Raw genomic sequence first — 12847 nt, 5'->3', positions numbered from 1 at the left:
ATGAGTATAGTTACTGAAAAAAGATTAAAAGACAGAAGTGGTTCGGTTTGCGAAATTAGCGGAAGCGATGAAAACTTAGTGGTTTACATCGTAGAACCTAAAACAGATGCGATTCCTGAAAACTGTATTTTAATTACGAAATCATTAAGAGATCAAATTGAAAACAAAGATTTGATGAACGCCAACGATTGGAGAGGTTTATCAGATAGTATGTGGAATGAAAATTTACCTGTACAAATTGTTTCTTGGAGAATGTTGGCTCGTTTAAAAAATCATGATTTATTAGAAATGATGTATTTAGATGAAGATGCGTTAGAATGGGCAAAAGCCACAGGTGAAGATGAAGACGAAGATGGAAAAATTATCCATAAAGATTCTAACGGAAATATTTTATTAGATGGTGATTCTGTTGTTTTAATTAAAGATTTAGATGTAAAAGGTGCGACTTTCACCGCAAAACGTGGTGCTGCCGTTCACAATATTAAATTGGTTTGGGACAATGCTAATCAAATTGAAGGTAGAGTAGAAAATCAACATATTGTTATTTTAACGCAATACGTGAAGAAAACAAAGTAAGAGTTTTGTCAATCTGTCCCGAAACTTCGGGATTGTTTCAGATTCTGAAAATAAATTAATCCTGTTAGGTTTTTAAAACCCGACAGGATTTTTTTGTGTTTTTTTATGGCAAAGCCGTAAAGTTTAGTCTTTTCATTCAGTTAAGTTTGCGAATTATTAAAGTATTACTAGTTTTAAACAAAATTTATGAAAAACAACCTAAGAAAAATTAAACCATTATTGTTTTTATTTGCAATTCTTTCAATAGTGAGTTGTAGTAAAGATAATTATGATGATTTATCATAAAAAAAAGAAGCAAGTTCCATGAAATTGACGACTTTAAATTCTAGAACGATAAAAAAACACGAAAAGGTTTTGAAAAAAGTTGAGGGTTTTAAGGCGTTTACAAAATTTAAAACAACAGAAAGAACAGAAGTGAGTAGTATTTACGATTTTTCAGTTGAAGCAAATGATGTAAAAATGTTGGAAATTAATAATATAAAAACTTTTACATTTAAAGTAAACAGAACCATTGATAATGGATTGTTTGAAAATTTATTAATTACACAACAAGTTGATAGTACATATACAGCAAAATTATTACAATATACTTTAACGGAAAGTGAAAAAACGGCTTTACTTTCTGGTACAGCTGTTGATGTTAATGGTAAACTAAATGTTATAAACATTGACGACCCAAATTTAATTACTGATGTTATGGGTAAATATGATGGAGAAAGTTGTTATGATAATGTTTTTGTTTTTGAAGAACATCCATGTGCTACTGGTTTGCATGCATATGGTGATAGCGGTTGTAAATTACCAATTGGTCAACAAGCACAGTCAGGTTCATTTGTTTCAGCAATAATTTCTGTTCCATGTGATGATGGTGGAGGCGGAGGTGATTTAGGTACTGGAGTTGTAACCTCACCAACTGGAGGCGGCGGAGCAGGAAGCCCGAGTCCGTATAATTTGTTTTTTTCAAGTTTGTTATTCAATATTCAAGAATGGTTTTATAATCAACTTGAAGATCTTCAAGCGAATATTGTTTATTATTTAAATCAAAATGGATATAATACAACAAGTAGGAATTTTGTTAACGAATTCATGAATGAAGCATACTTAAATCCTTTAAGTATGGATGACTATGTTATAGCATCTCCAAATTTTAAAATGCGGAAAAGTGATCAAATAAAGTATCCAGAGTTTACAAAAATGTTAAAAAATCTTAAGTCAAACGTACAAAATAACCCGATAATTCTCAATAAACTTATATTATATTCAGGTTTAACTCAAAACCAAGTACTAGAAAAATTGACTTTTGGACAAGGTCCATTAATTAAATTTGTACCAAATTTAACAGGTCCATCCGGACCTAATTATGGAAATTTTGATCATGACACTCCGAATATAATCAATATTAATGCAAATTTTGCTTTAGGAATGGAAGTTGCTCAATTAGATAGTACAGTTCAAGCTACTGGTTTTCTAATGGCTATAACAATTCTACATGAATTTGTTCATTATGGAAATCACCTTACAGATTTTGATACAAATGGTAATGAAATGGGGAACATGTTTGAAATTGGATCTTTTGGTGTTTTAATTACAAAATCAAACGCTGGTCATTTTTATACTCAATTTAAATAATTATTATGAAATATTTAGTAGCTACCTTAGTCATTTTAATTATGTTTTCATGTAATCATCATAAAATAAATTATAATGATTTGGTGATGAAATCCATAAAAATAAATAAATTGAAAACGCCTTTAATTATTCATAAAACAAACAATAATGAAAAATTAAAAAGTAATAATTTTTTTAAGCTATTGTCAACTAAAAAATTGTTGTTAGAGAAAGACGAAAGTTTTTATTCTTTATTTATATTAGAAGAGAGTGATAAAATTCAAGTTGTTTTAGTAAATTATAAATCTGGTATTGATTATTGTACAACATTTGATAATAAAAGTTATAAAGTTCTAAAAAATGAATATTTACAAACAAAAAGAGGAGAAAGTAAGCCTTATTATTTATATTGGTCTATAATGAAAGCAAAATATCCTAAATATATGAATTGGGATACTTTTGAAATTCCAACTGATAGTTTAAAGTAATAAAGGAAAATTAAAAGTAATCTTTGGGATTTAAGAAATTACCAACCAATCAATAATGAAAAAATCAATTAAATTTTTCGCACTAATACCATTGTTTGTTTTTTGTCAAGAGAAAATAACAAACAAAGAGATAACCATCATTAATAAGGCAACTGTTTCAATAGATTCTATAGTTGTTATTGATGGTGTGAAAGAAAAAATTAGTATTAATGACAAAATTCTTCCAAATAAAGAATTAAAATTTATACTTCCATGTATTGATCCAGTTGATAACGGAGAAGGGCAATATTTTATGAAAATATATAAAGATAATAAAGAACATAATGTTGCATATTGTGTTTATGATTGGAGCTATGTCAGTAATAGTAACGAAATCATTTATGTAAAAGATGATGAAATAACTAAGACTAGTGTTACAAAACAAGAGTAATTTATTTTATGGGAAAAATCGTTAATGAATTTAGTTTTGGACTGTTCATTATGCAAACATTGTTGTTTGTTTTAGTAATTGGAGCTATTTATTTTATCATTAAATTGTATAAAAAACTAATGAAATACTTAGATAGGAAATAAATCTAAATACAAACAAAAAACCCTGCAAATATAATTTGCAGGGTTTTTCTATGTTTAAAAGCGACTATTCACTAATCACTTTTTACTATTCACTAAATTAAAGATCAAATTTAATTCCTTGTGCTAAAGGCAATTGATCAGAGTAGTTTACTGTGTTTGTTTGTCTTCTCATGTATACTTTCCAAGCATCTGAACCAGATTCTCTTCCACCACCAGTTTCTTTTTCTCCACCGAAAGCACCACCAATTTCCGCACCAGAAGTTCCGATGTTTACGTTAGCAATTCCACAGTCAGAACCTGCGAATGATAAGAATTTTTCTGCTTCTTTCATGCTGTTTGTCATAATTGCAGAAGATAATCCTTGAGCAACACCATTTTGTTTGTCAATCGCGTTTTCTACTTCACCTTCATATTTCATTAAATATAAAATTGGAGCAAAAGTTTCATGTTGAACAATTTCGAAATGATTTTCCGCTTCAATAATAGCTGGTTTCACGTAACATCCAGATTCGTAACCTTCTCCAGATAAAACACCACCTTCAACTAATACTTTTCCACCTTCAGCTTTAGCTTTTTCAATTGCTGCTAAATAAGTGTTTACCGCATCAGTATCGATAAGTGGACCGATATGATTTTTTTGATCTAATGGATTTCCAATCGTTAATTGTCCGTAAGCACCAACAATTGCGTCTCTTACTTTATCGTAAACTGATTCATGAATGATTAATCTACGAGTAGACGTACATCTTTGTCCAGCTGTTCCAACCGCTCCGAAAACCGCTCCAGGAACTACTACTTTTAAATCAGCAGTTGGAGTGATAATGATTGCGTTGTTTCCACCTAATTCTAATAATGATTTTCCGAAACGTTGTGCTACAGTTGCGCCAACAATTCTTCCCATTCTTGTTGAACCTGTTGCAGATACCAATGGAATTCTAACATCTGTAGTCATCATTTCACCTACTTTGTAATCTCCATTAATAATACAAGAAATTCCTTCTGGTAAATTATTTGCTTTTAATACATCAGCAATAATATTCTGGCAAGCGATAGTACAAATTGGCGCTTTTTCAGAACCTTTCCATACACAAACGTCTCCACAAATCCATGCTAATGCAGTATTCCAAGCCCAAACGGCTACTGGAAAGTTGAATGCAGAAATAATACCAACAACACCAATTGAATGCCATTGTTCTCTCATTACGTGACCAGGACGTTCAGATGGAATAGTTTGTCCGTTCAATTGACGTGATAAACCTACTGCGAAATCGCAAATATCAATCATTTCTTGAACTTCACCATAACCTTCTTGTAAAGATTTCCCCATTTCGTAAGAAACTAATTTTCCAAGAGGTTCTTTTAATTCTCTTAATTTATTTCCAAACTGACGAACAATTTCTCCACGTTGAGGTGCTGGCATAGCGCGAAACATTTTGAATGCTTCCGTTGCACTTTGCATTACTTTTTCGTAGTCTGCTGCAGTTGTTGTTTTTACTTTACCGATTAATTGACCATCAACTGGTGAATAACTTTCGATTATTTCTCCTGAAGAAAAACTGTTTGAACCTGTAGAAGTTCCATCGTTTACTTCTTTAATTCCTAATGCTTGCAATGCTTCTTGCATTCCGAATTGTGATGCTATTGTTGACATATGTAACTTTATTATGTGTTTTTGTTATTTTTATGCAAAGGTAATATTTTTTACTTTATATAATTAAGTTCAATGTATTAAAACATTTTTTTCTTCTTGAAAAAGAAAACACCAAGAATAGAAATGACTATTGAAATTACTATAATAATTAAAAAACCATTTTTGTTTTCTTGAAGATTATTCGGCACATTCATACCATATAAACTAGCTACAAGTGTTGGAATCATTAAAATTATGGAAATTGAAGTTAGTCGTTTCATAATAATATTCAAATTATTTGAAATTACCGAAGCATAAGCATCCATCATTCCGGTTAAAATGTTGCTGTAAATATTGGTGGTTTCTTCCGCCTGACGTAGTTCAATTTCTACATCTTCAAGTAAATCTAAATCAAAACTGTCTTTATGATTTTTTAAATTTCTCATTCTATGGAATAAAATATCGTTTCCTTTTAAAGAAGTGATGAAAAAAACCAAACATTTTTCAATTTGTAATAAAGCTTGTAGTTCTTCGTTTTTAATTGATTTTTCTAAATTTTGCTCGGCAAGTTTGATACGTTGATTAATTTGCTTTAAATATTTTTGAAACCAAACGCTTGATGATAAAAGTAATTTCAGGACTAAATCGAAATGATCTTTTATTGCTATTTTTTTACGTTGTGAATAAATAACAAAGTCAGATAATATATCAGTTTGTTGAAAACAAAGTGAAACGAAAGTATCATCTTTAAAAATTAATCCTAAAGGCGCCGTATTAAAAGGTAATTTTTCGTCATTACTTTTAAATGGAATTCGGATAATGATTAAGCACCAACCGTTTTCAATTTCAATACGTGGACGTTCGTCAATATCTTCAATATCGTTATAAAACGCTTCGGGAATTTGTAATTCTTCAAGTAAATATTGGGTTTCTTCTTTTGTTGGGCAAACTACACTTGTCCAGCAGTTTTTTTCTTGATTATCTGTTTGAAATAATCCGTTGTTGTTTTTGTAAAAAGTTATCATAATACAAAGCGCGTTTTGAGATAGCGTTTGTATTATACAAATGCTACTCGGTTAAAATTTCTGTTTTCCTCGAATAAGTATCCATGTGGATGATTTAATTTTTTGCGAAAGTATAACTTTTAAATACAAACATTCCCAATTATTTCTTAATAAAATTCGGATTGACTTCCATAACTGTCCCGCATTTATCACAAGTTCTTTTTTCTTCTGAAGAATAGAAATCTTCGAAATGTTGAAGAAAATCTTTTTCGATATCATTTAATCCGAAATACACTTCATGAAGCTTATGATTGCAATTGTCGCAAAACCATAGTAAACCATCTTTGCCTTCGGTTCTTTTTCTTTCAATTACTAATCCAATAGAATTTTCTGTTCTATTTGGAGAATGTGGCGTTTTTCCAGGTAATAAAAACATGTCGCCAGCAGATAATTTCATGGCTTTCTTTTTGCCGTCTTCTTGAATGTAAATCGTAATTTCTCCTTCTAACTGATAAAATAATTCTTCCGTTTCGTTGTAGTGATAGTCTTTTCGGGCATTTGGTCCAGCCACAACCATAACAATATAATCACCAGAATCTACATATAAGTTTTTATTAGCAACTGGTGGAACTAAAAGATAACGATTTTCTTTTATCCATTTATTCAGGTTGAAAGGTTTGGCTATTGACATGTTGTAGAAATTTTATGTTTCACGAATTTACACCGATTTTTTCAAACAGACAAAAAATAAAAAAACCGCCCCAATTTTGTTGAGACGGTTTTTATATATGAGTAATTTGAATTTATTTTTTTTCTTTTAATAAGTAAATGTAAGAAGGGAAGTGATCCGAATACCCTGGGCCAGTTGCTCCGTTTCTTAAAGCATAACCTTTATATTGTCCAGTTTGTTGGATCATGAAAGGTGCGTTAAAAACACCTGCTTTCCAATATTTCCAAGTTGCGTATAATTTATTTTTACTTAATAAAGATTCCGAAATAATAATTTGATCGAAAAAATCCCAAGAATCTCTGAATGCTAATGTTCCAATTCCTTTGTTCATTAATTTTTCAGCCGGATTGTATAAGCCTAATGGTTGTACTTCCTTTTCATCACCTTTAGCGCCTAAAACTTGTTTTACACTTTTGTTAAAAGGACCGTCATTCAAATCACCCATTGTAAAAATTTTTGCATTTGGGTTGATTGTTTGTAATGAATCGATGATTTTTTTGTTTAAAGCGGCAGCGGCTTCACGTAATGGACTACTTCTTTTTTCTCCACCTCTACGTGATGGCCAGTGACTTACAATAAAGTGCATTTCTTCACCATCTAACATACCAGTCATCAAAATTTGATCACGTGTGTAAATTCTGTTAGTTTTTGTGTCCACAACATTATCATCTGTGTCTTCAATTTTTTCTTTGTCTTTTGCTTTTTTGTCTGTAAGATCTTCTGTTACAATTAAAGGATAGTTTTTGTAACTTGTTGGAGTAAAATGCCCTTTTTGGTATAAAAAACCCGTATCAATACCTCTTTTGTCTGGTGAATCAAAATGAATTATCGCATACCCTTTTGCTGCTAATAAAGGTTGTTTGCATAAATCTTCTAACACTTGTCTGTTTTCAATTTCGGCAACACCTAATACAACTGGAGAATTTTTTTGTTCTGCACTTACTCCAATTTGAGAAATTACTCTTTCTAATTTTTGTAATTTATCTTTATAGTCTGCTGGTGTATAAATAAAATCCTCATCATTAATTTTTGGATCGTTAATAGTGTCAAATAAGTTTTCTAAATTATAGAAAGCTATTGTGTTAACCATATAGTTTTTTTTCTCTTGTGCAAAACTCGTTGCTACAAACAAAATAACTGCTAAAGTGCTGTAAAATGGTTTAATTTTCATGTCTAAGGTTAAATTATGATTAAATATTAAAGCAAAATCGATGCCAAAGGTAAATAATATTATTAAATGTTGTACATTTGCCCGCATTTAGTTTTTGTAAATTAAATGTTAGTTAAAGTATTAATTTATAATTAAGTATGAAAAAACTTGCATTAAGTCTTTTATTTCTATTTCAGGCCGTTATAATGATGGCTCAAAATCAATCAACTGTTAAAGGAAAAGTAGTTGATTCTAAATCGCAAAACCCATTGGGTAGCGTAAAGGTAATGATTCAATCTAACGAACAATTTGTTACAACTAATAATTTAGGAGAATTCTTAATTAAAGGTATTGCAGCAGGAAATCAAATTTTGGTTGTTTCGATAGATGGATACAACACACAAAACTTCGCTATTGAAGTAGTTGCAGATCAAACTTTAGATGTTGGAATGATGTTTTTGGAAGAAGACATTACTTCAGAACAACAATTAAGTTTAATAACTATTACAGAAAACGATTTAGGTGATGACAACAGTGGTTCTGAAAGTACTGCGGGATTGTTACAATCTTCTAGAGATGCATACCAGCAAGCTGCGGCTTTCAATTGGGGGCAAGCTCGTTTTAGAATGAGAGGTTTAGATAATGAGTATGGAGTTACTATGATTAATGGTATTTCTATGAACAAAATCTACGACGGAAGACCACAATGGAGTAACTGGGGAGGTTTAAATGACGCCACAAGAAATCAAGAATTTACTTTAGGTTCTGCGCCATCAGATTATACATTTGGTGGAATTTTAGGAACTCAAGAAATAAATACAAGAGCTTCTTTATACAGAAAAGGAACTAGAATTTCTCAATCGGGTACAAATACTAACTATTCTTGGAGATCTATGATTACTCATAACTCTGGATTAATGGAAAATGGTTGGGCATACAGTATTTCTGGTTCAAGAAGATGGGCAAAAGAAGGTTATTTTGAAGGAACAGATTATTCAGCAAATTCATTTTTTGCAAGTGTTGAAAAAAGATTCAACAAAAATCATAGTTTAAACTTTACTAGTATTTACGCTCAAAACAGCAGAGGTAAAAATTCTCCTAATACAAACGAAGTAAACGACTTAAAAGGAATTAAATACAATTCGTATTGGGGATACCAAAACGGAAAAAAACGTAATTCTAGAGATAAAGATGTAGAAGAGCCAATTTTAATGTTAACTCACTACTGGAAAATGTCAGAGAAAACTACATTAAATACGAGTGTAGCTTATCAAACAGGTTCTATTGGAAATAGCAGATTTGATTATCAAGGTGCTAATAATCCTGATCCTACATACTATAAAAATTTACCAAGTTATTTTTATAATGACCCAACAAACTATATGGGTGATGGATCAAATCCATTAGCTGAAAAAGCAAAAGCTAATTTTCTTGCTGATGGACAAATTGACTGGAATGCTATTTATACTGCAAATCAAAATAGTGTAAATGCAGGGAAAAGTGTTTATGCTTTATACGAAGACAGAACAGATGACAAACAAATTTCTGCTAATTCAATTTTATTCTCAGATTTATCTGATAACATAAAATTAAATGCAGGAGCTAGTTTCAAAAAATTAAAATCTCATAATTTCCAAAACATGTTGGATTTATTAGGAGGTCAATATTTTTCTGATGTAGATCCTTTTTATTCAGGTGATCAAACACAATCAGATTTAAACAATCCAAACAGACAAGTTAAAGTTGGTGACCAATACGGTTATAACTATAATTTAAATGCTATTGTTATGGATGCATTTACGCAATTTAAATTCTCTTACAAAAAAACAGATTTCTATTTAGCACAATCATTCTCTAGAAGTCAATACGAAAGAGAAGGTTTATATAGAAACGGAATTTATGCTAATACTTCTTTTGGAAAAAGCGGTAAGCAAATTTTTGAAAACTTTGGTTTCAAAGGAGGATTTACATACAAAATTACAGGTCAGCATTTATTAGATTTCAATGGTGTATATATGACAAAAGCACCAAATATGAGAAATACTTTTGCTAATGCACGTATCAACAATAATATTACTCCTGAATTAGATAGTGAAACTGTAACTAGTTTAGATGCTTCTTATGTAGTAAGAACACCTAAATTCAAAGCACGTTTAACTGGTTTTGCTTCTAGAGTAAAAAATGCAACAGAAATTTCATTCTTCTATGCTGAAAATGTAGGTGAAGATGCAGATGGAAATGATGAAGATTCTTTTATTTCTGAAATTTTAACAGGAATTGAAAAAAGAAATTTTGGTGCTGAATTAGGTATGGAATACCAAATTACTTCTACAATTAAAGCAACAGTTGCAGCTTCTTATGGTCAGTATTTATACGGAAACAATCCGAATTTAAAAATAAATGATGACGGACAAGCGTCTTTAACAAATACTCAACCAGTAGTTGACTTTGGTAAAGCGAATTTAAAAAATTACAGAATTGCAGGTATGCCACAAACAGCTGCTTCATTTGGTTTAGAATATAGAGATCCACATTTCTGGTGGATTGGAGCAAATATTAACTATTTAGCTAATTCTTACGTAGATATTTCAAACATTACTAGAACTGAAAATTTTGCAGTAGATAGTGATGGTTACGGTTATCCAGGTGCTACACAAGAAAGTGTTGAAAAATTATTAAAACAAGAAAAATTTGCTGATTTTAATTTGTTAAATGTAACAGGAGGAAAATCTTGGAGAATTGACAATACTACAATTGGTTTCTTTGCTTCTGTAAATAATGTTTTAGATACAACATATAAAACAGGTGGTTTTGAACAATCAAGAAAAGCTACTTTTACTGATCTTCAAACGGATAATGCAAACGGAACACCTTCTTTTGGTTCAAAATATTTTTACGGATATGGAAGAACATATTTTGTAAATTTGTATGTTAACTTTTAATTAATCGCTATGAAAAATATATATTTAAAAATAGTTTTGGTTGCTTTTACAATTTCATTAGTAGGTTGTAATGAACCAGATACAGAAATCCCAACATTTAAACCTGTTGTTTTTAAGGAAGTTTTTGATTCATTTACTGTTAATGAAGATGAGTATTTAAATTTTGGTGATTGGACTAGCTTTGCTCAAACGGGTACAGTAAAATGGACAGAACAAAATGATGATAATAACGGATATATCCAATTCACTACTTTTGGTAGTACAACTGGTGATGTAACTAACATTGCTTGGGCAATATCACCTGTTATCAATATGGACAATTCTTCAAATGAAGTTTTAACATTTAAAACGGCTGCAGAATTTATAACTGATGCAAATAACAACTTAGAAGTTCTTATTTCTACTGATTTTGACGGAACAGATGTTTTAGCAGCAACTTGGACTCCAATTACTGCTAATATTGCAGGATTAGCAACTAACTTACCAAATGGAAGTGCTGATGGTGTTTTAAATGTGAATTCTGGACAAGTTGATTTATCATCTTACACTGGAAATATTTATATTGCTTTTAAGGCTAAAGGATCTAGTACAAATGCTGCATTAGATGGATCTTTAAGAGTAGACGATATTAAAATATTTGATAAAACTTTATAATAAATGACTATGAAAAATATTAAATTAGTTTTAACAACTGCTATTTTCGCAACTTTATTTGGTTGTGTTAATAATGACAATTATGCTGATCCAGATTTATCAGGAGAATGTGGTGATTTAACTGCTACAAAGACTGTACAAAATATAGCAACACTTGCAACTGGAACCGTTAAATCTTATAATAGTACTGTTCCTCCTGGAGTTAGTGCAGATGATATCATCGAAGCGTATGTAACTTCAAGTGATGAAGGCGGTAATTTTTATAAATCAATTTCAATGGTTTCATTGGATGGAACTAAAGGATTTTCTGTTCCTGTAGATGATTATAATTTATACACTAAGTTTGAGCCAGGAAGAAAAGTATATATTAGAATGAAAAATAGATACTTTTATAATAATCCATTAACTAATGGATTAGAAATTGGTAATTTATTCGATAATGGTGAGCCTTTAGCTGATGAAGTTGGAAGATTAGAAATTGTTGAATATCAAGATATCGTTAAAAGAAGTTGTACTAAAGTTGATGAAAACACTTTAGTTAATACTATGACTATTCCAGCAATGTTAAATGATGCCAATTTAAATAAATTGATTGAAATTTCAGGAGTTCAGTTCTCTGATGCAAATGTTGGTAAAACTTATTATGATAGTAACAACCAAATTGGTGGTGCTACTAATAACATCGTTTCTGATGCTTTAGGAAATACATTAATTGTTAGAATTTCTGAGTTTGCAACTTTTGCTGCAAAACCAGTTTCTTCTTTAAATGGAAAGATTAGAGGAGTTTTAACGAAGTATTTAGGTGGATACCAATTTATGGTTCGTACAGAAAATGATATTATGTTAACGAACACAAGAATTGATAGCGCTCCTCCAATTGTTGGAAATGCTAATGTTTTTGATGCTACATTAAATGAGCCATTTACATCATACGCTTTAAACTTAGCAAATTTCCCAAAATACATCAATGATGCAGATTTTGGACCAAGATATTGGCAAATAAAACAATTCCCTACTGGTACAGGAAATAAATATATTGAAATGTCTTCTTTTGCAGGTAACGGAAATCCTGGAGTTCCATGTAAAACATTTTTTATGGTTCCTGTGAATTTTACTGCAGCTAGTACAATGACTTTTAAAAAAGAAATGAGATTCTTTAGAGGTGAAGTTGCTTTAAAAGTATATTACATTAAAAGCGCTGATTATGTACCTGGAAGTGCAGTTGATAGAACAAAATTAACTGATATCACATCTGGATCTGGTTTTAATATTCTTTATCCGGCAATTGGTGCTTCAGAGAATTCGTTTACTTCACCAGGAACTTTTAATATTCCTGCAAGTTTAACAGGTAATGGTTATTTTGTTTTCGAATATATCGGAACAGATACTCAAACAACTACTGTTCAAATTGATGATATAACTATCGGTTAATCAAAAATAAAACACATAAAAAAAACCTTCTTAATTTTAAGAAGGTTTTTTTGTTTTTAGA

11 protein-coding genes are annotated in these 12847 nt (G+C 30.5%); 7 read left to right on the top strand and 4 right to left on the bottom strand.

Features of this window, described 5'->3' with window-relative positions:
• From BMX42_RS09485 to BMX42_RS09470, 4 genes are all read left to right on the top strand, one after another.
• A complete protein-coding gene (locus BMX42_RS09485; protein WP_091312902.1) occupies nucleotides 1–576 on the top strand; it encodes a PhnA domain-containing protein in 576 nt (191 codons plus the stop codon).
• 354 nt (nucleotides 577–930) lie between these two features.
• Complete coding sequence (locus BMX42_RS09480; protein WP_177169154.1) at nucleotides 931–2205, top strand: hypothetical protein; 1275 nt, start codon at nucleotides 931–933, stop codon at nucleotides 2203–2205.
• A gap of 5 nt (nucleotides 2206–2210) precedes the next feature.
• On the top strand, nucleotides 2211–2672 hold the full coding sequence (locus tag BMX42_RS09475; RefSeq protein WP_091312896.1) for a hypothetical protein: 462 nt from the start codon (nucleotides 2211–2213) through the stop codon (nucleotides 2670–2672).
• A 55-nt stretch (nucleotides 2673–2727) separates the two neighbouring features.
• On the top strand, nucleotides 2728–3102 hold the full coding sequence (locus BMX42_RS09470; protein WP_091312893.1) for a hypothetical protein: 375 nt from the start codon (nucleotides 2728–2730) through the stop codon (nucleotides 3100–3102).
• A gap of 240 nt (nucleotides 3103–3342) precedes the next feature.
• On the opposite strand, the gene amaB is transcribed toward BMX42_RS09470, so the two are convergent.
• The 4 genes from amaB to BMX42_RS09450 form a co-directional block, all read right to left on the bottom strand.
• On the bottom strand, nucleotides 3343–4896 hold the full coding sequence (gene amaB / locus BMX42_RS09465) for an L-piperidine-6-carboxylate dehydrogenase (RefSeq protein ID WP_091312890.1): 1554 nt from the start codon (nucleotides 4894–4896) through the stop codon (nucleotides 3343–3345).
• Between the two features lie 77 nt (nucleotides 4897–4973).
• Nucleotides 4974–5900 (bottom strand): magnesium transporter CorA family protein, encoded by a 927-nt coding sequence (locus tag BMX42_RS09460; protein WP_091312887.1) that lies wholly within the window; start codon nucleotides 5898–5900, stop codon nucleotides 4974–4976.
• Nucleotides 5901–6039: 139 nt separating this feature from the next.
• Nucleotides 6040–6570: a 3-hydroxyanthranilate 3,4-dioxygenase gene (locus BMX42_RS09455; RefSeq protein WP_091312884.1), complete on the bottom strand. Its 531-nt coding sequence runs from the start codon at nucleotides 6568–6570 to the stop codon at nucleotides 6040–6042.
• A gap of 112 nt (nucleotides 6571–6682) precedes the next feature.
• The gene (locus BMX42_RS09450; RefSeq protein ID WP_091312882.1) at nucleotides 6683–7780 is read right to left on the bottom strand and encodes an endonuclease/exonuclease/phosphatase family protein; all 1098 of its coding nucleotides are present in this window, start codon (nucleotides 7778–7780) and stop codon (nucleotides 6683–6685) included.
• Nucleotides 7781–7917: 137 nt separating this feature from the next.
• Between BMX42_RS09450 and BMX42_RS09445 the strand changes: the two genes are divergently transcribed.
• From BMX42_RS09445 to BMX42_RS09435, 3 genes are read left to right on the top strand one after another with little or no spacing between them, the layout of a single operon-like run.
• A complete protein-coding gene (locus tag BMX42_RS09445; RefSeq protein ID WP_091312880.1) occupies nucleotides 7918–10701 on the top strand; it encodes a TonB-dependent receptor in 2784 nt (927 codons plus the stop codon).
• Nucleotides 10702–10710: 9 nt separating this feature from the next.
• Nucleotides 10711–11355, top strand: coding sequence for a choice-of-anchor J domain-containing protein (locus BMX42_RS09440; protein ID WP_091312878.1), 645 nt, complete (start codon nucleotides 10711–10713; stop codon nucleotides 11353–11355).
• 9 nt (nucleotides 11356–11364) lie between these two features.
• Complete coding sequence (locus BMX42_RS09435) at nucleotides 11365–12786, top strand: DUF5689 domain-containing protein (RefSeq protein ID WP_091313389.1); 1422 nt, start codon at nucleotides 11365–11367, stop codon at nucleotides 12784–12786.
• Nucleotides 12787–12847 lie beyond the last annotated feature (61 nt).

Source organism: Flavobacterium terrigena (assembly GCF_900108955.1).
Taxonomy (GTDB): Bacteria; Bacteroidota; Bacteroidia; order Flavobacteriales; family Flavobacteriaceae; genus Flavobacterium; species Flavobacterium terrigena.
Note: the sequence above shows the minus strand (reverse complement) of the source record. Positions and strands in the feature narration are given on the sequence as shown.

Coding starts and splice junctions, on each gene's coding strand:
- BMX42_RS09485 (WP_091312902.1), top strand. CDS start 1: ATGAGTATAGTTACTGAAAAAAGATTAAAAGACAGAAGTGGTTCGGTT.
- BMX42_RS09475 (WP_091312896.1), top strand. CDS start 2,211: ATGAAATATTTAGTAGCTACCTTAGTCATTTTAATTATGTTTTCATGT.
- BMX42_RS09470 (WP_091312893.1), top strand. CDS start 2,728: ATGAAAAAATCAATTAAATTTTTCGCACTAATACCATTGTTTGTTTTT.
- amaB (WP_091312890.1), bottom strand. CDS start 4,896: ATGTCAACAATAGCATCACAATTCGGAATGCAAGAAGCATTGCAAGCA.
- BMX42_RS09460 (WP_091312887.1), bottom strand. CDS start 5,900: ATGATAACTTTTTACAAAAACAACAACGGATTATTTCAAACAGATAAT.
- BMX42_RS09455 (WP_091312884.1), bottom strand. CDS start 6,570: ATGTCAATAGCCAAACCTTTCAACCTGAATAAATGGATAAAAGAAAAT.
- BMX42_RS09450 (WP_091312882.1), bottom strand. CDS start 7,780: ATGAAAATTAAACCATTTTACAGCACTTTAGCAGTTATTTTGTTTGTA.
- BMX42_RS09445 (WP_091312880.1), top strand. CDS start 7,918: ATGAAAAAACTTGCATTAAGTCTTTTATTTCTATTTCAGGCCGTTATA.
- BMX42_RS09440 (WP_091312878.1), top strand. CDS start 10,711: ATGAAAAATATATATTTAAAAATAGTTTTGGTTGCTTTTACAATTTCA.
- BMX42_RS09435 (WP_091313389.1), top strand. CDS start 11,365: ATGAAAAATATTAAATTAGTTTTAACAACTGCTATTTTCGCAACTTTA.